This is a genomic window from Galliscardovia ingluviei (assembly GCF_014635685.1).
Lineage (GTDB): Bacteria > Actinomycetota > Actinomycetes > Actinomycetales > Bifidobacteriaceae > Galliscardovia > Galliscardovia ingluviei.
In genome coordinates, this window is record NZ_BMDH01000001.1 from 100,801 (window position 1) to 121,738 (window position 20,938).

Here is a 20,938-nt window from a genome sequence, read left to right on the forward strand (position 1 = left end):
TTTTGTGGTACATGGCTATGCAATCTGCCCATGACGCTCATAATGCGTAATGCGTGTGGCATGGTTTTGCTCATCTACAAACACCACTTTTGGCTCATGGTTTTTCGCTTCCTGCTCATCCATCTGCGCATAGCACATAATAATGGCTTTGTCTCCTGGCGCAAAGTAATGAGCAGCAGCTCCATTCAAACAAATAACGCCGCTACCAGCCTCACCTGCAATGGTGTATGTTTCTAAACGATTGCCGTTATTGACATTCACAACATGTACTAGTTCATATTCTTCAATACCAGCTGCTTTCAACAAGTCGGCATCCACAGTAATAGAACCAACATAGTCCACGCGAGCCTCAGTAACAGTAACGCGATGAATTTTGCCTTTAAGCTTGGTTAATAACATGGGTATGCTCAGTACTCCTTATAGCTCATCTGGGAAGAAGAAATTATCAATCAGACGGGTTGTTCCTAATCGCACTGCAAGTGCCACTAACACTGGTTGATCAAGGGTTGGCACAGGATGTACAGTTTCTAAATCAACAATTTCCACGTACTCAGTATCAGTTAATGGCTCACTATCTAATACTTCACGAATAGCGGCAATAATAACTTCACTGCTGCGCTCGCCAGATTCAGCAAGCATGCGACCGCGTTCCAATGCGCGATGTAATACCGGAGCTGCAGCACGTTCTGCCTCAGTTAAATATGTATTGCGCGAACTTTTTGCCAAGCCATCAGCTTCGCGAATAATAGGGCAGCCAATAATTTCAATATTAAAATTCAAATCGCGCACCATGCGACGAATCACCAACAACTGCTGAGCGTCTTTTTTACCAAAATAGGCGCGATCAGGAGTGACAATATTGAATAATTTAGCAACTACTGTGCAGACACCACCAAAGTGTACTGGGCGAGTTTTACCGCAAAGCTCCTCAGTAATAGTGCTCATAGTAATGGCAGTGGTACGGTTAGGGAAATACATTTCTGCAGGAGTTGGATTAAATAGTACGCTACCGCCTGCACGCTCTACTAATGCGGTATCGCGTTGCAAATCACGAGGGTAGCTTTCTAGATCTTCACTTGGTCCAAATTGGATAGGGTTGACAAAATCAGAAACCACAACGCGATCATTGTCTTGTGCAGCACGCTCAATCAAACTTTGATGGCCCTCATGCAAATAACCCATAGTTGGCACTAAGCCTACAGAAAGTCCTTGTCGCTTCCACTCTTGGACAAGTTCTCGGATAGCATCAATAGTATGTACGACTGGAATTGGTGATAATTGTTCACTCATAGTAATCTCCTCAAGTATGCCAATAGCGCAGTAAACACGTCATATTAGCGACCCGTTATGTTCGTGAGCACGTCATATTCGTGAAGACAGCACAAATTGAGCTAGTGTAATTAGTGAGCTAGTGTAGACCTTCTAACTGCGTGCCATCCATGGTGTAGCCTTCAGCTTCATTATTAGGGAAATCACCAGATTGCACATCAGCGATGTATGCACTAATAGCTTGAGTAATCTGTTGACCAATATTGGCATATCGGCGCACAAACTTAGGGGAGAGCTCGCCATACATGCCTAACATATCTTGTGCAACTAAAATTTGACCGTCAGTAACATCGCCAGCACCAATACCAATAGTTGGAATGCTGATAGTTTGAGCAATACGCTGCGCAAGTTGCGTTGGAATCCCCTCCAGTACTACAGCAAACGCGCCAGCACGCTCAATAGCACGTGCATCATCAAGCACACGTTGTGCAGCTTCTTGTGTCTTTCCTTGAATCTTAAAACCACCAAAAGCGTTTACGGATTGAGGAGTCAGTCCAATATGTCCCATTACCGGAATTGAAGCGCGTACAATAGCGGCAATTTGCTCTTCAAAAGCTACGCCGCCTTCAAGTTTGACAGCGCTTGCACCGCCTTCTTGGATCAGTCTACCGGCATTGGCTACAGCCTGTTCGGTAGAAACTTGATATGCCATAAATGGTAAATCGGCAACAACCAGCGCATGCTTAGCGCCACGGGTTACTGCGCGCGTGTGATGAATCATATCTTCCATCGTCACTGGCAGGGTGGAGTCGTACCCGAGCATCACCATGCCGAGCGAGTCTCCAACTAAAATGCCATCAACACCAGCCTCGTCAACAAGACGAGCCGTTGTATAATCGTAGGCGGTAAGCATCGTGAGCTTACGGCCTTGTGCTTTAGCTTTGGCAAAGCTAGCTGTTGTAATTGCCATAATTCTCCTTTTGGTCACAGCCCATACAAGTGCGTTGCTGCGCTCTAGGGTCCATGCCGATTGCAACTGTATTCAAATTGCAACTGTATTCTAATGTTGAGGGTTGTACAGATCTCGCAATTGCTCAGTGAGCATAGTGTAGATCGGTAACAGTCGGTGTATTGCACGGTTTTGAGCATGCTGTTGCTCATCTATAGCGTGCTGTTGCTCATTCGTAAGTGATTCTTGATGCTGCTGCTGTTTATCCCATGCTGCTGTGCACGCACTGATAGCTTGAATATGCTTCTCAATAGTGGTCCAATCTTCTCTAGAAACAGGACCAGTTAAAGCACTTATGCCTTGCTCTGCCCAACTATACGCATTTGTTTGAATCAGTGGAGCCAATGCACGTCGAGCTTGCTCTCGACTAAACCCACATTGCTCAAACATCATAACAGCACTTTGGAATAGTGCCATGCTGAGATTAGCGGCAACAGAAGTAGCAGCATGGTAGAGTGCTTTGTTATCGCTAGAAATAGGGATAACGGTATTGCCTAATGCACTCAGCACATTTGTACACCATTGACACGCACTGTCGTCGCCTTGAACACTAAACGTAATAGGCGTAAAAGTTGCAATAGCGTGGCTTGGTGATTGGGCTGCTTCTGCACTAATCGCCTGAATAGGATGGCACGCCACCGTTACAGCTCCCGCCTCTGCTGCGCTATCGAGCACATCGGCAGCGCAGGCGCCAGAAAGATGCATAACCAGACGTGATTGCAACGTAATGCCTTGGCTGGCACAATCCTCGACCATTGCACTACACACGCGCTCAAGTGCGCCATCGGCAACAGCAATAATAATAACATTGCATGCTTGCACTAATGCGGGGATAGTAGCAAAACACTGCGTATCAGGATTGCATTGCATAAATCGTTGCTGGTGATCTGCGCTTCCTAAAGCACAGCCAATAATACGCACGTCGGTATGCGTGCCCAAATATGCTGCCATGGCGGTTCCTGCTCTGCCAGGACCTATAACGCCTATTGTGTATGGGGGTTCTGGAGTGCTTTTATGCATGAGTGCCTCGTGGTTTGAAATTCCGTCCACGCATACGCGCGTAAATAATCGCTAACCCCTTGAAAATAAGCTCACGATCATAAATATCAATGGCGTCAGTTTCGTCATAGAGCACATTGCCAAGTCCGCCAGTGGCTACTACTTTGAAATCGGTACCAAGTTCTTGTCTAAAGCGGTTAATGGTGTATTCCACGCCGCCTAAGAATCCGTAATACAATCCAGCTTGCATTGCAGTTTTGGTGCCTGTAGCAAGAATAGTGTCAGGTCGGGTGATTTCAATTTCTGGTAACTGTGCTGTTTGACTCCACAAACTATTAGCACCTGTTTCAATACCTACACCAATAACACCTGCACAAAAACTTCCAGTGCTATCAACATAGTCATATGTGGTAGCCGTGCCAAAATCAATCACGAGCACAGGACCGCCATATAAATGGTAAGCGCCTGCGCAGTCGGCAATGCGGTCAGCGCCAACAGTCTTTGGATTATCCACTTTCAAATTGATGCCGCTTTTTACCCCAGGGCCTACGATAATTGGTTCTAGCCCCAAGAATTTGACAATACTTGCCCTAAATGCATACATCACTTTTGGCACTACAGAGGAAATAATCACATCATCAACATCGCGCGGATTAACCTGCGACATCGACATAAAAGTAGAGAGCATCATGGCATATTCATCGCTTGTGCGACGAGTGCCAGTGGTTAAACGATAAGTGCCAATAATATCAGTGCCGTCAATAAAGCCAATAACAATATTGGTATTGCCAATATCTACTGCAACAAGCATAATTCCTCCAAAATAATGCAGTTAGTTGAGATGTTTAGTCTAGATGCAGTCGGTTTTGTACATGAATGAGTGCATATTTTGCACATAGTTCAGCACAGGTAATGCTTCTCGCTAGTTGCCATAGCAATCCATAAGTTCATGCAAAATCGCTTGTGCTACTTGCGGTTTGCTCATACGGTCAAATTGAGTCAGATACACGCCATCGCCTGCTAGTGTGCTGTTGGCACTAGCAGTAGGGGAAAGCAGTGTGACGATATTAGTGCCGGTGCCAAAACCAGCACCTTCTTCGCGCAGTGAATTAGCCACAATCATATCGGCATGCTTGGCGCGAAGTTTCGTGCTTGCGTTAGCGATAAGATCCTGTGTTTCCATGGCAAAACCGCAGAGGATTTGAGGATGTTGCTCACGCTTATGTGCTCCTGCCCATGCCAAAATATCAGGATTAGCAACCAAAGTGAGCTCTAGTGTAGTTTTACCGTGTTTTTTGATTTTTTCTTTACTTACATACTCTGGTCGAAAATCGCCAACTGCTGCTGCCATAATTGCTAAATCGCAGTGTGCGTAGTGTTCTTGCACAGCTGCAAACATGTCTTGAGCGCTGACCACATGAATAACATGTACACCTGCTGGTTCGTTTATTGATACGGGACCTGAAATCAGCGTGACTTTGGCACCTAGGTCGCGGGCTTGCTCGGCAAGGGCATAGCCCATAGTGCCCGTAGAATGATTGGTAATATAGCGTACTGGATCAAGGGCTTCTTGCGTTGGTCCTGCTGTAATCAGTACGCGCTTACCAGCAAGAGGCAAATCGTGTGACTGGTGTTGCGACTCTTGTGCTTGCTGCTGTGCTGTTAGCGCTGGTGCCGTTGAGGCTTGCTCATTTGGCATAGTTGGTACATTTGTCGCATTTGGCGTATTGGTACTCAGGAGTTCTTCAATAGCGTGCTCAATATCCGCTAATGCCGCAAGCCGTCCCTTACCAACCTCATTGCATGCCAATATACCGCTATCTGGTTCAACGATATGCATGCCATAGCTTTGGCATAAGGACAAGTTGCGCTGCGTTGCAGGATGCTCATACATATGAGTATTCATAGCAGGGGCAATAAGCACCGGACAGGTGACGGCTAATAATGTACTAGTTACGTAGTTATCAGCAATACCATGAGCAAGTTTCGCAAGTGTATTGGCACTTGCTGGGACAACAACAGCAATATCAGCCCAGCGAGCATCATCAATATGACTAATACCAACATGAGGATGCCCATCAGCATCAACAGACTGAGAGTATTCATGCTCTGGAAACATATCGGTGCGTACTGCAGTATGTGCGAGCGCTTCAAATGATAATGGAGTAACAAATTGCTGAGCGGACTGAGTAAGCATCACACGAACGTCATAGCCGCGATGCACTAAATCGCTAGTGAGTCTGAGTGCTTTGAAGGCAGCTATAGAGCCAGTAACTGCTAATAGAATATGAGGTGTACGTGATGTGTCGGTAGTCGCTTCCATAAATCCTCCGTAGCCCTACTCTGGGCATTTTGCGGTCTATGCACATTGGATTGTGTCATAGCCGTATGTAGTGTACGACATTATCACGCGCACACATCGTAATTGCATCACTTTGTCATATGCGTGAGCAAGGTCACATTATTGGCTGGACTTCGAGCAACTGTTTTACACTATGAATATGACTACACCACATGAACAAGTACAGCCTGAAAGTTTCCAACTTGACCACACTGCAGTGGTAGCGCCATACGTACGCTTTATCGATACTCAGCGTGGTCCACATGGCGATGTGATTTCCAATTATGATTTGCGATTAGTGCAACCCAATCAAGCAGCTATTGATACTGCTGCATTGCATACTATTGAGCATACGTTAGCAGTACTATTGCGCCAGCGCATTACTGGGTATATTGATTGTTCTCCTTTTGGATGCCGCACAGGTTTCCACTTACTGACATGGGGAGAGCATACTACCGAAGAGATTGCGCAAGCCTTGCAAGAATCGCTTGAGTATATTGCATACCAAGCAACGTGGGAGGATGTACCAGCGACTACAGCACGCAGCTGTGGCAATTATCGAGATCATTCTCTGTTCGGTGCGCAAGAATGGTGCAAGCGTATTGTGGCTCAGGGTATTAGCGCTGATCCTTTTGAACGCCGCGGACCGAACTGTGTGCAATAAGTATCTTTAAGTATCTCTAAGGTTCTCTGTAAGCGCCTGTATTAAGTCGCTTGATTGCGAATACTATGTAAGTGCCGCTAACAAAATAGGTTAGCGGCACTTCTCTATGGACTATGTTGTATTTTGTAACTTACTGCTGTGTTTGCGTTGCAGCTTTAGCAGAAGTTTTATTCTTTGCTAGTGCTGAATGTTTTCTGGAATACACAAAGTAAATAGCAATGCCTATTCCAGACCAGATTAAGAAGCGTACCCAAGTTTCCCAATTCAGTCCTGCAATTAACACAAAGCAGAATACAATGGCAATAAGAGGAGTGAATGGTACGCCGGGAGCTTTGAAACCGCGATGTGCGTCAGGCTGAGTTTTGCGCATCCACAAAATACCGGCAGAAACGATAATAAAGGCAGAAAGTGTACCAATATTAACCATCTCAAAAAGCACATTAATATTGATAAAACCGCCAGCTAGTGCTGTAGCAATACCAAAGAACCATGTGCCCTTAAATGGAGTGAGATACTTCTTATGAACTTCACCGAAAAGCGGAGGGAACAGTCCGTCGCGGCTCATGGCATAGCAGATACGTGACTGACCATACAATTGCACTAGCATAACGGTTGTCATACCAACCAGAGCGCCAATATTGACAATAACAGCAAGCCAATTTAATCCTGTTGCCAAAATAACACCTGCCACAGGAGCATTGATAAACTTAGCAAAATCAGGGTAGTGCACAATACCAGTCATAATCAGCGTCATGGCAATATAGAGCACTGTAGAAACTGCAAGCGAATAGAGAATACCGCGAGGCAGTGTGCGGTTAGGGTTGACTGTCTCTTCTGCAGATGAGGATACGGCATCAAAACCAATAAAGCTAAAGAATACAATAGAAGCAGCTGGCAGAATACCCATCGGTTGTGTGGAACCAGGTTGGAAAGTGTACCAGCCATATGGCGAAAATGGCTTCCAATGAGCTGGATTGACGTACCAAACAGTACACACAATAAAAAGCACAATAATGGCAATTTTAATCATCACCATAATGTCATTCATGCGCTTGGTTTGATTAATACCAGTAGAAAGAATCCACGTAATAACGAGCACAATAACAAATCCGGGTAGATTAAAGTATGTAGTAACCCCCGGAGTAGTGCCATATGCTGCGGTAAGCTCTACAGGTAGGTTAATACCAAAACCTTGTAATAGCTTAGTAAAATAGCCGCTCCAGCCAGCTGATACCGTTGCCGCTTGCAAGGCGTATTCCAAAATCAAATCCCAGCCAATTACAAAAGCTAGTAATTCTCCGAATGCCAAATATGCATACGAATACGCGGAGCCAGAAACTGGTGCCATAGAAGCAAACTCGGCATAGCATAATCCTGCAAAACCGCAACAGATTGCTGCTAACAGAAATGAAACTGATAATGCAGGGCCTGCAGTAAGAGCGCCTTTTCCAGTAAGTACAAAAATACCGGTACCAATAATGGCTCCGATACCAAGCATAGTAAGGTCAAATGTGCGCATGGTGCGCTTTAATGGTGTGGCTTGCGCTACAACAGTGGCAAGGTCTTTTTTGCGCATCAAATCATTCATAAGATTTCAGATTCCTAACGTGCCCTGATACGGATGTGTGCTTGTGTACACTGTATACGGTGTCTTACCATGGCAATGTTTTACGCTAAATGCACATTCCAAACTGTAAGACAGCTGTAACATGAGCGAGCATACTATACGGTTAGGGCAATGTTAGGGCATATGCGCTCGTGTATGACGTGTGCTGTGCTGTGTGATGTTATATGTGCTGTGTGATGCTATATGCTGCTATATGCGTTGCTATGTGCGCAATATGATGTTATGTATGCACACGAGACACTTCGCTTGTCTGCGAATTGGGACACAATGGGGCACATGAGCATGACAGCTGCTGGTGTATGGGAATTTTCGTCACCACAAGGATTAGCACATTACCGCAACGCACTTGAATCATATCCGGCGCAATGCATTGTTGATTTACGCGCATTACGCGATAATATGCGCCATTTAGTAAGCGTTTCTGGTGATGCTGCCGTGATGGGCGTAGTAAAAGCTGACGCTTATGGTCATGGTCTTATTCCTTCAGCACTTGCGGCTCTGGCAGGTGGTGCCACATGGTTAGGCACTGCGCAAGCGCGTGAAGCCTTGGCATTGCGTCGAAGTGGTATCGGTGTTGATCGGTGCCATATTTTAACTTGGGTCTACAACGGTACTCAGGTGCCTTTTGAGCAGCTTATTGAACAGGATATTGATATTTCCGTTGGCTCTTTTGCAGGTATTACTCGCATCGCACAAGCGGCACGTCATACTGTTGCATCCTGTGGTAAGCGCGCTCGTATCCATGTAAAAGTAGATTCTGGTTTCGGACGCAATGGCTTTACTCCTGAATCATTTGATCAAGCGCTTGCCGCATTAGTGCCACTTGTCGAAGAGGGATTGATTGAGATTATCGGGCAGTGGAGCCACTTAGCTGTTGCTGATTCTCCAGATGTGCCTGAATTCGTGGCATCTACTGATAAACAAATTGCCACATTCCATGAATTTACCGCTCGTATGAAGCAGGCTGGTATTGAAGCCCCTATCAGGCATTTAGCCAATACTGCGGCAACACTAGATCGTCCAGATATTCATTTTGAATTAACACGCCCAGGTGTAGGTTTGTATGGCTACGAGCCAGATCCTGCTATGGGTACGCCGCAAACCTATCGCCTGCGCCCGGCAATGACATTACAGGCACAGCTTGGCACAGTAAAAGATGTGGCTGCTGGTCATGGTATCTCTTACGGTCGTACTTATTTAACTCCTGATAATACTTCTACAGCCATAGTACCTATTGGATATGCCGATGGTATTCATCGCTCTGCTTCTGGCTTTGATATGCAAGGCGCACAGCACGTGAATAAGCCGGGAGGACCTGTTCGTATTATGACACGTGAAGGTGCTCGCGTACTGCATGTCTCTGGTCGAGTATGTATGGATCAGTTTATTGTGGATTTGCATGGAAAAGCTAGTGAGCTTGGTGTGCAAGAAGGCGACACTGTGGTATTGTTCGGCCCTGGTCGCGGCGAGCAGGCTGGGGAACCAACTGCTGATGATTGGGCACGTGCTGCCGATACGATTAGCTACGAGATTTTCACATGTCTGCGCAATCGTATTCCGCGATTATATGTGCATGCGCCTGAAGTATTAGATGACGCTGATTTGGCGTTGCTTGATCCGCAAACCATATTATAAACTGCATGACTTTGCGAGGCTTATACAGCGCATAGTGTGTACTACCTTATACTTAAGTATGCTTGCAAGTTGTGCGGGTAGCGAACTGATAGTCGCTACAATACAAGTATGGCAATACGCGCAGCACAATACACGAAGCACTCCCAGCACAGTCAGTCCAACCTGCAGGCATCTGGAAGTAATAGCAATCAGGATGGCTATACAGCTAGGGATATGGAACGCTGGGTGCCAGAGCCACCAAAATCGCAAGAGCGTACCGCTTTTGAACGCGATAGAGCGCGGCTTATCCACGCTTCAAGTTTGCGTAGACTTGGTGCCAAAACACAGATTTTAGTTGCAGGAACTGACGATTTTTCACGTACCAGACTTACTCATACCTTAGAGGTGGCGCAGATTGGCAGACAAATTGGAGCCATGCTCGGTTGTGATCCCGATGTTGTGGATTGCGCATGCCTCGCTCATGATTTAGGACACCCTCCATTTGGGCATAATGGCGAGCGTGCGCTGGCAAGTTTTGCTGAAGAGATTGGTGGATTTGAAGGCAATGCGCAAACGCTGCGTATTCTTACACGGCTAGAGCCTAAAGTATTCAACGCACAAGGTCGGTGTGTGGGGGTGAATCTTACTAGAGCTTCTCTTGACGCTGCAGTGAAGTATCCGTGGACTTGGCAGGATGCGCCAACGAATCCAGACGGTTCCAAATCTAATAAATTCTGCGTATACCCTGATGATGTGCCAGTATTCACATGGTTAAAACAGGGCGCTCCTGCACGCACGAAGCCTATGGAAGCGCAGGTTATGGACTTAGCTGATGATATTGCCTACAGTGTGCATGATGTTGAAGATGCTATTGTGGCAGGATCATGTGATCCTGCGCTATTAGCGAGTAGCGCCACACTTGATGCCATGATTAGTGAGACGCGGCAATGGTATGGAGATACTTGGCAGCCAGAGTTACTGGTACAAGCCTTTGAACGGTTACGCGCTCAAGCATTACTGCCTGCGTCCTTCGATGGATCACGCAGGGCATTAGCTCAGCTTAAAAATGCTACAAGTGCATTGATTGGTAGATTCGCGATTGCTGTGGAGCGTGCTACACGTCAGGCACATGGGCAAGGCAATCTGACGCGATACAGTGCGCATGTTGTTATTCCTCAAGAAACATCGTATGAGATTATGGCATTAAAAGGTATTGCTGTGCATTTTGTTATGCAACCGCGCTCGCTGATGCAATCTCATCGAGATCAGCAGCATATTATTGGCTCATGTGTGCAGATGCTGATGGAGGGTGCCAGCATAGTTGGAGGCAGTAAACTTGACCCAAGTCCAGCGCTTGACCCAGTGTTTATTGAAGATTGGCGTAGGGCAACGAATGATCATGAGCGGTTGCGTGTGGCTATTGATCAGGTAGCCAGTTTAACTGATGGTTCTGTAGTGAGTATGGGGAACCGCTATGTGCGTCAACTTGCGCACACGCTACGGTAAGGTACAAGTATGCCAGGTCTGATTAAGCACGAAGATATTGAAAAGGTACGCGCGACAGCGGATTTATATGATGTTATCTCTGCTGATGTAACGCTTAAACCGGCTGGAACTGGTACATTCATGGGACTATGCCCGTTCCATGATGAAAAAACAGCTAGTTTTTCTGTGCGCCCATCATTAGGTACCTGGCATTGTTTTGGATGCGGGCTCGGCGGCGATATTTTTGGCTATGTTGAACAAGCTGAGGATGTTGGTTTTGCCGACGCTGTGGAAATTTTGGCGGATCGCTACCATATTGAACTACACTATGAAAATGCTGCCGGCGGTGTAGAGCGTAAAGGTTCTACACGCTCTCGGTTGCTTGAAGCCAATGATGAAGCACAGCGGTTTTTTACGGCGCAAATGATGACCGCTGAGGCATTGCCAGCACGTCAGTTGCTTGCTGGCAGGAATTTTACTCAGGCCGATAGTGAGCGCTTCGGGTGTGGATATGCTCCCCAAGGATGGGATAATTTAGTTCGACATTTATCAGATAAGGGCTTTACCCAACAAGAAATGGTTGATGCAGGGCTTGCGCGCCGTGGCAATCGCGGGATTTATGACTATTTCCGCGGGAGACTAACGTGGCCTATTCGTGACGCCACTGGGCGTACGCTAGGTTTTGGAGCGCGTAAACTCTATGATGACGACTCTATTCAGGCGAAATATATCAATACGCCTGACACTACGTTGTACCACAAAAACCAAGTATTATATGGGCTTGATTTAGCGAAACCGGAAATTTCAAAAACGCATGCCATTGTGATTGTTGAAGGCTATACCGATGTGATGGCATGCCATATAGCTGGCATCACGAATGCGGTAGCAACATGTGGTACTGCTTTTGGCGCAGAACATGTGAAAATAGTGCGCCGTTTTATTTCTGATAATGTGTTAAGTGGCATGCAACTGCGCGGTACGCTCAAAGGCGGTACAGCACGTGTAACGTTTACTTTTGATGGGGATTCTGCAGGACAAAAAGCCGCTATGCACGCTTTTGGTCTTGATAATGCATTTTTAATGCAAGCATTTGTTGCAGTTGCAGACAATAACATGGATCCATGTGATTTGCGTATTGCTCAAGGCGATGAGGCTATTCGTGCGCTTATTCGCCACGCTACGCCAATCTATGATTTCACTATTCGCACAGTGCTCGCCAAGTTTGATACAAATTATGCTCCGGGTCAGATTGGCGCAGTGCAGGCAGTAGCGCCAATTATCGCACAAATTCGTGATGAATCGTTGCGCTTTGTCTACGCGCAGCGCGTTGCTCGCAGCGTGGGCGTGGATATCAATATGCTATTTCGAGAGGTTAATAAAGCTCATGAACAACTACGTATCCGCGATATGAACCCATATGTGCAGCGTCAGCCTAATGTCGGATCAAATGCTGGTCAGCTTTCTTCTGCACAGCGCGCGTATGTGGCAATGCTGGCTCGCTATGATGCTTTAAGTTCGCAGCAATATGTCAAGCTGCCAGTTGATGACACAGTGCTTATGTGCGAACAAGAGCTGCTGGCAATGATTATCCAAGTGCCATTGGCTATAAACCCGCAAATATTTGCCCATATTAGTGAGCAAAGTTTTTCCGTGCCAGTATTTAAGTCAATTTATACAGCTATTATTGCTGCCGGTGGTTTGCCAAGTCGAGGCACTGAGCTTTCACAAGGGCTGTGGATACACCAGATTACTAAAGCAGGTGGGGCAGTATTAGAGAATCCTATTTCGCATCTTGCCGCTATGCCTTTGCCGCTTCCGCAGCAAGTTAGCGATGAAGTTGTAGAGCAAACACAGCATATGTCAGCTTCTTCGCCACTACGTGAACCGTTAGAAGCAGAAGTGCAGTTTGCCACAGAACTTTTAGTGCGACTTTTGGATCTAGGATATATGCGTGCTATTGCTCGCGCTCGCCAAGGTATGAGTAATTTGCCACAAGAGCAGCAAATTGAATTGCTTGGTGAAATTACCAGACTTGAGGCCAATAGGAAAAACTTACAGGCTGAGGTTTTTGGCAATACCGTAGGATAACGGGTAATCATCAAGGTAGTTGTAGAGAGTAGTAGGCAAGAGTAGGATCGTGGTGCATAGTGGCCAATAGGGGTGTGGCACAGCAAACAAGCAAGCCGTTGCATGGCAAAACACGATTAGGCAAAGCGCCTGAGGATAAACTGATTACGCGAGATGTTGCTTTAGTAATGGCAGCGACTTTCTTCTTTATGGCCAGTAATATGCTGGTAACGCCTCTGGTTGCTGGTTTTGCACAATCTCTTGGCGCGGGTGGAGCGCTCATGGGGCTTGTCTCTGGAATGATGAGTATTGTTTCCCTATTTTGCAGACCTATTGCAGGGGCGCTGTCTGATAAAACATCTAAGCGGGTATTGGTTGGCGTAGGAGCATCACTCTACCTGATTGCTAATGTGTGGTATGCCTGCTCTAGCTCGCCAGCCTCACTCATTGCAGCTCGCATGGTTAATGGTGTTGGTTTTGCTTGCTGTTCAGTGTGCTTGGCAACGTGGATGTCTTTGCTTTTGCCGCTGCGTCATATGGGTGCCGGTATGGGATTATATGGCACGATGAATGCGTTGGCGATGGCAGTTGGCCCATCAATTGGTATCGGTGTGCATCAGGCTGTGGGATATCGCCCGGCTTTTGGAGTGTCAATTGCTATGGCACTGGCTATGGTGTGCTCGGTGATGCTCGTGCGTAATGGTGGCAATCCATATCGAGCAGGGCAATCTGATAATAGTGGCAAAGCAGCAGATAGTAGTAAAGCAGCAGGTAGTGGTGTGAGCCACACGTGGAGTATTCGCAAGGTTATTGAGCCTAAAGTAATACCGTTATCGCTGATTTTCATGCTTTTTGCTATTCCGTATTTTGCTAATCAGTCATTTATTGCCTCATTTGCCGCTGGCCTTCATTTGCGCGTGCATGTGAGCTTATTTTTCCCCATGTATGCCATTATTTTGCTGATTATGCGTTTAACATTACGCGATTTATTCGATAGTAAACCATTTACGTTCTGGCTTGTTATTGGCACCTTTGGTATGGCGCTCACCTTAGTGTTTTTGCAGTATATGGTCCATGATGTTATGTTGCTGTTAGCGGCGTTTATGATGGCAGCGAGTTATGGTTTGATGAGCTCGGCTACGCAATCTCAAGCAGTAATTATTGCGGGGAAGGCGCGTAGTGGAGTAGCAAATAGTACCTATTACATTGGTATTGATTTGGGAATGTCATTGGGACCACTTATGGGTGGATTCTTGTATGCGCATGTGAGTTTGCATTGGTTCTACTTGGCATTCTTGGTGACATTGCCACTCATGTGGCTGATTTATGCGCTAAGTCATACGTATACACAATCTGCTCGTCAATCTGCACGGTAGTTTTATAGTAGGCTATGCGGGCAACACGCACACTATCCTGTCGGCGGTTATGTGTCTAGGTTGCGGTACAATACTTGAGTTTGCACAGCCACCTCGGCAGTGCACGCATATGGCCCCGTAGCTCAGCTGGATAGAGCATGTGACTTCTAATCTCAAGGTCGCCGGTTCGAGCCCGGCCGGGGTCACCAGATGTTGTGCGTGGTATTTGTAGTGGTGCAAATTTTACGCTATACTGAGAGATAGTGCCTTCCACCTGCGGGTAGGAATGGAAGTAAGACCGGTGACCCTGTGTTATGATAGGGCCCGGTTTTGCGTTATTTAGTGAATCATAGTGTAATGTATTCATCTAAAATTTTGTTAGTAATAAACTCACTACAGTCAAGTGTGTGAGTTCTTGTATCGCCGTATGCTCCAAGTACTTGATCTGGGAGCCATAGACAAGGTTCATTAACTCCTCTAATGTGGTCTATACGAATTGAGGAAATAGTATGATTTGTGCGTAGATAGGATAATAACTGCCTGTCTAAGTTATCTTGTGTTGGCGTCCTACTTTCCAAAATGAGTTGATCAATTTCAAAATGTTCTAGATTATTGAGTAACCGTCGTAATACTGACCTTCGAGCACGCTCAGCTGGAGTAGGATTCATTTGTTCAGCTGCAACAATCAACGATATTGAATTAAGTGTTGATAGTGATGATAGCGTATGAAGTTTTTCTTTAGTGGTCATATTGCGCCAATGGAGTTTATTTGCATGGATAGGCTTGAGAGAAAGCATAAGCTCACGTAATTGGTTGTTATCATCAACGATGCATGCACACATGAAATATGTAGGGAATGGCATGTTTTTGTGGCGAATGCTTTCATCGGCCCATGCAATATGTTCCATAAAGTAACTCCTATAACATCAGATATAATGTGGCTCCTATCTACATAACGCTTTAGTATACGGGATTACAACTCGGATGAGGGCGATTTGTGGTTCTTGTGGAAAAGTGAAAAAACTAGGGTATTGCACTGGATAACATCCTAAGCGCAATACCCTAGACCCCCAATTATTCAAGCGACGCTCGATACCCAACACTAGGATTCGATAACGCCGTATCGACGCAGTAGCATTGGAATTTCAGTGCCTTCAAGTTTATGAAGTACTTTCTTTAATACTGTTTTCTCAATGAAATTCAAATGCATATCAGTAATAGGTTTACCGTCACGCAATTTCACAGATGCATTCAGTAAATTACGCACGTCATAGACTGAACCCCAAACTTCAGGAACACCTCGATCCACGCGAGCCAGCGTATAGACGGCCTCCATACCAGTGCGCATCGAGTACTCAGTGGTGAAAATCGTGTCGCGTGGAGTTTGTGCAAACTGACCGATAAAGGCAAAGTTTACGGCTCCATCTGGGACGACATCTGGGCGGTCTCCTGCAGCACGAGGCATGAAGAAAGCAGTAATATACGGCATCATAACAGGCACGGTATTGGCATGATCCCGAGCTAGTGTTGGAATCTGATCAATAGGAACACCCATATGATAGAGCCATTCTTGGCAGATTTCTTCACCAGTGCACTCCTGCATTGGCTTCTTAACAAAATTACCAGGCTTGTCCGGGAACAAACCATACACCCATACACACAGTTGCTCTTTTGGCTGGTTCTTGAACTGCTGCTGGCGGTTAAGTGTCCAGCTCATAAGCCAATTCGAATCAGTGCAAGTAACAATACCGCCAGTAACCACATGCCCGGTAAATGGATCACGCTTGCAAATACGCTGAATATATGGAGGAATCTCCCCGTCAAGCGTCGTCACGGTTGCGCTCATCCACTTAGTTGCTTGAGGGTCTGAGCAGAATACTTCTGGATGACCAAAACTTGGATCCTGCTTAGCAATGCGCTTCCACATATCCCAGCCGCCGCCAGGCTTTAATTCAGGATTCCACGCCGCTGGAGTTGTTTGGCTACCCATAGAAGAATTCTCCACGCAGCCACCATTAGTGATAAATACGAGATCATCTTCGGTCAAATCAATGGCCTGCATTGTGCCATCATGCGCAATAATAATGCGCTGTGCCATTTTGCGATTTGGCGTGGAATATGGGTTGCGCGGTACTGCTGCTTGAGCAATCTTCAAAATAGTATCCTGACCAGTGCCAGTTACCTCACGAACTGGGCCTGTAGCAGAGTCAATAGTAAACTCAATATTTTCCACTTTCGTATTGAAATGGAATTGCACGCCAGCGTTTTCCAAGTACCGTACCATTGGCAAAATCATGGACTCATACTGGTTATAGCGGGTAAAACGCAAAGCAGAGAAATCTGGGAGTCCTCCAATATGGTGAATATAACGCTGAATATATAACTTCATTTCTAGCGCAGAATGCCAGTTTTCAAAAGCAAACATGGTACGCCAATACATCCAGAAGTTTGAATTGAGTACTTCATCATCAAAGAAATCAGTAATAGGCTTATTATAGAGTTCCTCGTCTGGGGTGAAGAACAGCTTCATAATTTCCTGAGCAGCTTTGTCGCTTAACCCAAACTTGCCATCAGTGCCTGCATCATGACCACGATCCTTGGTAGCACGACAGAGTGAATAATTAGGATCCTCCTTATTCAGCCAATAGTACTCATCAAGCACTGATACACCTTCGGTTTCAATAGAAGGTATTGAACGGAAAAGATCCCACATGACTTCAAAATGGTTATCCATTTCTCGTCCGCCACGCATTACGTATCCAAGTCCTGGAATATTCAAGCCATCACATGCGCCACCAGCAGTAGCGTCTTTTTCAAAAATATGAATATGCTCTCCTGGCATTTGTGCGTCACGGACCAGATAGCATGCTGCAGAGAGTGCCGCAAGTCCGGTGCCAACAATATACGCGCTTTTATGATCAATACCCAGTGGCTTCTTTGGCCGAGCAAATGCTTCATAGTTACCGTTGGAATAATACATGATAACCTCCTGAACTTGGGGTCAATGCACTTAAACATTGTTAAGTACACAGTGTGGTTGGTGAACCAACACTGCTGATTCTAGGAGGGTTATGCAGGTGTGTCATTAAACACTGAGCCGCAAGTGTATAAAAATTAAACACTGAGTGGCAATTGATAAAAATGCGCAATATTTAGTATGCGAAACGTTCTAACGCTCGCCTAAAATCGCCTTCAATAACCGTATTCAAATGATTAACTAGCTCCTGCTCATCATCGCGCATATCATGAGCAATCCAATCAAGCATCAGCCCTACAAACGCATACTTAAATAAATTTGCAATAAACTGCTGATCTTCTTGTCTCACGCGCAATCCGCGAGCTTCTTCCTGAACTACACCAATAAGTAAATCATAGGTAATGTCATACAAATACTGCTCCACACGTTTGCGGCTAACACAATGATACACATTCATAATAAATGGTTTATTGGCGCGTACTGCCTTAAAAATAGCTAAAAACCCAGTCTGCCATGTATCAGCAGTACGATTGCCTGCAAGCGCTCGACCCGCATCTTCTTGGCAAGCCCATTCCACGAGGTCGTATATATCTTTGAAATGGTAATAGAAAGTCATGCGACTAATGCCGCAGTCTTGGGCAATATCAGTTACTGTGATTTTATCAAGCGGCTTAGTAAGTAGTAGTCGCTTTAATGACAGTTCCAATGCAAGCTTCGTGGTTTGAGCCATGGACTTAAGTATAAAACATGCGAGGAGCAATCGATGGAGCCACCAGTGAGATTGTGGAATATGGTGCAGTATCTGATGTTGCAGCGCGTATACTGCTAGGCATTACGGAAGGTCGGTGTATGCGATGAGTAAGCGTAGGGCTGTAATGCAGGGTAATGCTACTACTACTTCATTATTTGCTTATCCTCAGTATCCAGCTTGGTTGAGTGCTGATACTGCACTTGCTGCAGGGTTGGCGTTGCGTACGCTGGCTTTGAGTTTACTGGGATTTGCACTTACTGGCTCTACTTTGCAGGCCGGTTGGCTGGCTACTGGATCTACGATTGTGGGGTTGGCAGCACAAGTTTTTGGTGGCACACTGGTTGACCGAGTAAATCGTGTGTTTTGTATTGCGCTGAATGCTGGCATTGGTATAGGAATTTGGACTCTAGTTGCACTACTGTGTGCACTGAATATGTTGCCGTTTTCAGTATTGATGACACTTGCTTGTATCGCTGCTGGTGTGCATGGACTATTTGGTACGGCGACAGATGCTATGCTGCGCTCCATTGTGCCTATAGAGGCTTATCCTCGCGCTCGCAGTTTGAACGAAGGTCGCGATGCTACAGTAAGTATGCTCGGTGGACCGGTGAGCGGTATGTTGTATAGCATGGCGCCTTGGGTTCCTTTTGCTGGTTCAGCGGTGTTGTATGCCATAGCTGCAATAAGCTGTTTTCCACTGCGTGCGCAATCTCGTTCGCATGCCCTGCGGGTTGTCACAGAGCAGGATGATAGTGATGAAATTCATGCCAAAACTGCCGTGCCGCACCATACCAGCTTCATGCACGATATGGTAGAGGGCTGGCAGTGGTCGCTTACAAAACCGCGCGTAGTGCTGATAGTAAGTATTGCTGCTCTTGCCAACTTTGGTATCAACGGTGTGCAATACGCCATCGAGCTTGATTTTGTTGCACAAGGTATTAGTGCTACACGCATTGGCTATATCAGCGGTACGATTGCCTTGGCTATGCTTGTAGGTTCACTGATTGCAGGAAAACTCAGCACTCGCGTGCATGTGGGAGCTGCTGCCTGCATAAGTTTGATATGGATAGCGGTATGTGGTTTATTGCTGATAGTGGTTCATCAATACTGGTTGATATTGCTGGTAAATGCTGGTTTAGGACTGCCTATTGCCATGATGAATGCGACGCTTCTAGGGTTTGTTTTTGCTAAAGCCCCACATCATATGCAAGGTCGTGTGACTGTGACGTTAACTATGCCAGCACAAATACTATCTGCAACATGTGGTGCATTAGCTGGTTGGCTGCTTGCCGCATCTTCATATACGGTTGCTATAAGTGTGTTTGCGACGGTATTATGCTGTGCAGCCGTATTAGCAGCTAGTACTCGCATAGTACGCAACATTCCAAATGCTCAGCAGTGGCGCACCGTGGCACTGTAACATCGAATGCCTGAGCGCTGTCATGTTATAAGGCACAGTTTGGTAAGTACTTACTTGATAAGCGCAGTAGTTAGCTTTTCCAACGTATAATGTGCGATAGGTAATCAGATAATACAATAATCAGGCAACAAGATAGGTACGTGGGAGGAGCCAATGAAGGCTATTAGTGCACAATCCATTCATCCAGATAATCCTTTGGCAGGTTTGCAAGTTACACAAATTGCTGATTTGGATACAGCAAATACATTCGGTCAGCATGGCGCGCGCATACGCATTGCAGCTAATAGTGTGAATCACCACGATATCTGGTCACTGATGGGTGGGGGGTTAAGCGAACGGCAATTGCCGATGACACTTGGTACTGATGGTGCTGGCGTGCTGGTAGACGCAGGGAGTGGAGTTCCTGGCTGTGCTATAGGCGATGAAGTAGTGATATACAGTGTTTTTGGCGCTGATCATGCAGGAGTTGGAGCTGGCGCTCGCCGCACGCTGCCTTCGGAATATTATCCGGGGTTGATGCAGGAATATGTTGATGTACCATGTGCTCATGTATTTGCTAAGCCGAATAATCTCAGTATGAGTGAGGTGGCGGCACTTGGCACTGGTTGGCTTACTGCATATACCATGCTGTTTGAGGCGGCACAAGTCAAACCGGGTGATAGTGTGCTTATTCAAGGGGCAGGCGGATCAGTTGCTACAGCAGCTATTCAGATGGCACATGCTGCCGGTTTAGAAGTATTAGTAACTTCACGCAGTACAGAGCGTCAGAATCGAGCGTTAGCACTTGGTGCTGATGTGGCAGTGGATAGCGGCGCTCGATTGCTGCATAAAGTTGATGCTGTACTTGATAGCGTAGGGCAGGCAACGTGGTCACATTCCATAAAAAGTGTGCGACAGGGCGGTACTGTAGTTACCTGTGGCGCAACAAGTGGAGATCAGCCAGGTGCTGAGCTGACGCGTGTATTTTTCCAAGAGATTCGCGTTCAGGGTGTTACTATGGGCAGCCCTGAGAATTTTGCTCGTATGCTGCGTTTTGTAGAGCATGCTGATTTGCATCCTGTTATTGATGGTGTTTACGATGTTGATCACGCGTCGGTGGCTTTTGACCGCGTTGTGCAGGGGAGCATGTTTGGCAATGTAGTTGTGCAATGGTGACATCATTATGTAATGGTGACATCATTATGTAATGGTAGCGCAATTGTGCAATGATGAAGTAGTCTTGCAATGACGATGTAGTTGTGCGTCTCATTATTTGTGGCACGCTGCGTTCTCGTGTAATGTGCGTCCGCAAGACTTCGTACAGTAGTATTGGTACTTGAATTACTTTCAGGCACTGGCAAACCGTCCACTTTGACATAAG

The 20,938-nt window shown here is 46.2% G+C and carries 17 protein-coding genes and 1 tRNA gene; 8 read left to right on the forward strand and 10 right to left on the reverse strand.

The window, feature by feature from the left end:
- Positions 1-15: 15 nt before the first annotated feature.
- The 6 genes from panD to IEU85_RS00505 all read right to left on the reverse strand — a co-directional run bounded on the left by panD (position 16) and on the right by IEU85_RS00505 (position 5,600).
- Positions 16-399, reverse strand: a complete 384-nt coding sequence (gene panD / locus IEU85_RS00480) for an aspartate 1-decarboxylase (RefSeq protein ID WP_188354299.1) — start codon at positions 397-399, stop codon at positions 16-18.
- An 18-nt stretch (positions 400-417) separates the two neighbouring features.
- A complete protein-coding gene (panC, locus tag IEU85_RS00485; protein ID WP_229714657.1) occupies positions 418-1,290 on the reverse strand; it encodes a pantoate--beta-alanine ligase in 873 nt (290 codons plus the stop codon).
- Between the two features lie 118 nt (positions 1,291-1,408).
- A complete protein-coding gene (panB, locus tag IEU85_RS00490) occupies positions 1,409-2,239 on the reverse strand; it encodes a 3-methyl-2-oxobutanoate hydroxymethyltransferase (RefSeq protein ID WP_188354300.1) in 831 nt (276 codons plus the stop codon).
- 90 nt (positions 2,240-2,329) lie between these two features.
- Positions 2,330-3,298 carry a Rossmann-like and DUF2520 domain-containing protein gene (locus IEU85_RS00495; RefSeq protein WP_188354301.1) on the reverse strand — a complete coding sequence of 323 codons (969 nt, stop codon included), beginning with the start codon at positions 3,296-3,298 and terminating at the stop codon, positions 2,330-2,332.
- A complete protein-coding gene (locus IEU85_RS00500) occupies positions 3,291-4,088 on the reverse strand; it encodes a type III pantothenate kinase (protein WP_188354302.1) in 798 nt (265 codons plus the stop codon). Before IEU85_RS00500 ends, IEU85_RS00495 begins: the two co-directional genes overlap by 8 nt.
- A gap of 111 nt (positions 4,089-4,199) precedes the next feature.
- On the reverse strand, positions 4,200-5,600 hold the full coding sequence (locus IEU85_RS00505; protein WP_188354303.1) for a bifunctional phosphopantothenoylcysteine decarboxylase/phosphopantothenate synthase: 1,401 nt from the start codon (positions 5,598-5,600) through the stop codon (positions 4,200-4,202).
- Between the two features lie 178 nt (positions 5,601-5,778).
- On the opposite strand from IEU85_RS00505, the gene IEU85_RS00510 reads away from it, so the two are divergent.
- Entirely contained in the window at positions 5,779-6,282 is a 504-nt protein-coding gene (locus IEU85_RS00510) for an S-ribosylhomocysteine lyase (RefSeq protein WP_188354304.1), read from the forward strand.
- A gap of 130 nt (positions 6,283-6,412) precedes the next feature.
- Here IEU85_RS00510 and IEU85_RS00515 read toward each other — a convergent pair whose 3' ends face one another.
- Positions 6,413-7,870, reverse strand: coding sequence for an APC family permease (locus tag IEU85_RS00515; protein ID WP_188354305.1), 1,458 nt, complete (start codon positions 7,868-7,870; stop codon positions 6,413-6,415).
- A gap of 315 nt (positions 7,871-8,185) precedes the next feature.
- Here IEU85_RS00515 and alr point away from each other — a divergent pair, with 315 nt between their 5' ends.
- The 5 genes from alr to IEU85_RS00540 all read left to right on the forward strand — a co-directional run bounded on the left by alr (position 8,186) and on the right by IEU85_RS00540 (position 14,639).
- The gene (gene alr / locus IEU85_RS00520; protein WP_188354306.1) at positions 8,186-9,544 is read left to right on the forward strand and encodes an alanine racemase; all 1,359 of its coding nucleotides are present in this window, start codon (positions 8,186-8,188) and stop codon (positions 9,542-9,544) included.
- A gap of 108 nt (positions 9,545-9,652) precedes the next feature.
- Entirely contained in the window at positions 9,653-11,029 is a 1,377-nt protein-coding gene (locus tag IEU85_RS00525; RefSeq protein ID WP_188354307.1) for a deoxyguanosinetriphosphate triphosphohydrolase, read from the forward strand.
- A 9-nt stretch (positions 11,030-11,038) separates the two neighbouring features.
- Positions 11,039-13,096 carry a DNA primase gene (dnaG, locus tag IEU85_RS00530; RefSeq protein WP_188354308.1) on the forward strand — a complete coding sequence of 686 codons (2,058 nt, stop codon included), beginning with the start codon at positions 11,039-11,041 and terminating at the stop codon, positions 13,094-13,096.
- Positions 13,097-13,170: 74 nt separating this feature from the next.
- Positions 13,171-14,451, forward strand: coding sequence for an MFS transporter (locus IEU85_RS00535; protein WP_229714659.1), 1,281 nt, complete (start codon positions 13,171-13,173; stop codon positions 14,449-14,451).
- A gap of 111 nt (positions 14,452-14,562) precedes the next feature.
- A tRNA-Arg gene (locus IEU85_RS00540) sits at positions 14,563-14,639 on the forward strand.
- Between the two features lie 138 nt (positions 14,640-14,777).
- Here IEU85_RS00540 and IEU85_RS00545 read toward each other — a convergent pair.
- From IEU85_RS00545 to IEU85_RS00555, 3 genes are all read right to left on the reverse strand, one after another.
- Positions 14,778-15,338 carry a hypothetical protein gene (locus tag IEU85_RS00545; protein ID WP_188354309.1) on the reverse strand — a complete coding sequence of 187 codons (561 nt, stop codon included), beginning with the start codon at positions 15,336-15,338 and terminating at the stop codon, positions 14,778-14,780.
- Between the two features lie 194 nt (positions 15,339-15,532).
- Positions 15,533-17,410 carry an oleate hydratase gene (locus tag IEU85_RS00550; protein WP_188354310.1) on the reverse strand — a complete coding sequence of 626 codons (1,878 nt, stop codon included), beginning with the start codon at positions 17,408-17,410 and terminating at the stop codon, positions 15,533-15,535.
- Positions 17,411-17,582: 172 nt separating this feature from the next.
- On the reverse strand, positions 17,583-18,137 hold the full coding sequence (locus IEU85_RS00555) for a TetR/AcrR family transcriptional regulator (RefSeq protein WP_188354311.1): 555 nt from the start codon (positions 18,135-18,137) through the stop codon (positions 17,583-17,585).
- Between the two features lie 124 nt (positions 18,138-18,261).
- Between IEU85_RS00555 and IEU85_RS00560 the strand changes: the two genes are divergently transcribed.
- Together IEU85_RS00560 and IEU85_RS00565 are read left to right on the forward strand one after the other, a co-directional pair.
- Positions 18,262-19,578 carry an MFS transporter gene (locus IEU85_RS00560; protein WP_229714660.1) on the forward strand — a complete coding sequence of 439 codons (1,317 nt, stop codon included), beginning with the start codon at positions 18,262-18,264 and terminating at the stop codon, positions 19,576-19,578.
- 153 nt (positions 19,579-19,731) lie between these two features.
- Positions 19,732-20,733: a zinc-binding dehydrogenase gene (locus IEU85_RS00565; protein WP_188354312.1), complete on the forward strand. Its 1,002-nt coding sequence runs from the start codon at positions 19,732-19,734 to the stop codon at positions 20,731-20,733.
- The last annotated feature ends 205 nt before the right edge of the window (positions 20,734-20,938 follow it).

What these genes read in the sequence shown, in the direction of transcription:
- panD (WP_188354299.1), bottom strand. Translation starts at nt 399, where the DNA reads ATGTTATTAACCAAGCTTAAAGGCAAAATTCATCGCGTTACTGTTACT.
- panC (WP_229714657.1), bottom strand. Translation starts at nt 1,290, where the DNA reads ATGAGTGAACAATTATCACCAATTCCAGTCGTACATACTATTGATGCT.
- panB (WP_188354300.1), bottom strand. Translation starts at nt 2,239, where the DNA reads ATGGCAATTACAACAGCTAGCTTTGCCAAAGCTAAAGCACAAGGCCGT.
- IEU85_RS00495 (WP_188354301.1), bottom strand. Translation starts at nt 3,298, where the DNA reads ATGCATAAAAGCACTCCAGAACCCCCATACACAATAGGCGTTATAGGT.
- IEU85_RS00500 (WP_188354302.1), bottom strand. Translation starts at nt 4,088, where the DNA reads ATGCTTGTTGCAGTAGATATTGGCAATACCAATATTGTTATTGGCTTT.
- IEU85_RS00505 (WP_188354303.1), bottom strand. Translation starts at nt 5,600, where the DNA reads ATGGAAGCGACTACCGACACATCACGTACACCTCATATTCTATTAGCA.
- IEU85_RS00510 (WP_188354304.1), top strand. Translation starts at nt 5,779, where the DNA reads ATGACTACACCACATGAACAAGTACAGCCTGAAAGTTTCCAACTTGAC.
- IEU85_RS00515 (WP_188354305.1), bottom strand. Translation starts at nt 7,870, where the DNA reads ATGAATGATTTGATGCGCAAAAAAGACCTTGCCACTGTTGTAGCGCAA.
- alr (WP_188354306.1), top strand. Translation starts at nt 8,186, where the DNA reads ATGAGCATGACAGCTGCTGGTGTATGGGAATTTTCGTCACCACAAGGA.
- IEU85_RS00525 (WP_188354307.1), top strand. Translation starts at nt 9,653, where the DNA reads ATGGCAATACGCGCAGCACAATACACGAAGCACTCCCAGCACAGTCAG.
- dnaG (WP_188354308.1), top strand. Translation starts at nt 11,039, where the DNA reads ATGCCAGGTCTGATTAAGCACGAAGATATTGAAAAGGTACGCGCGACA.
- IEU85_RS00545 (WP_188354309.1), bottom strand. Translation starts at nt 15,338, where the DNA reads ATGGAACATATTGCATGGGCCGATGAAAGCATTCGCCACAAAAACATG.
- IEU85_RS00550 (WP_188354310.1), bottom strand. Translation starts at nt 17,410, where the DNA reads ATGTATTATTCCAACGGTAACTATGAAGCATTTGCTCGGCCAAAGAAG.
- IEU85_RS00555 (WP_188354311.1), bottom strand. Translation starts at nt 18,137, where the DNA reads ATGGCTCAAACCACGAAGCTTGCATTGGAACTGTCATTAAAGCGACTA.
- IEU85_RS00560 (WP_229714660.1), top strand. Translation starts at nt 18,262, where the DNA reads ATGAGTAAGCGTAGGGCTGTAATGCAGGGTAATGCTACTACTACTTCA.
- IEU85_RS00565 (WP_188354312.1), top strand. Translation starts at nt 19,732, where the DNA reads ATGAAGGCTATTAGTGCACAATCCATTCATCCAGATAATCCTTTGGCA.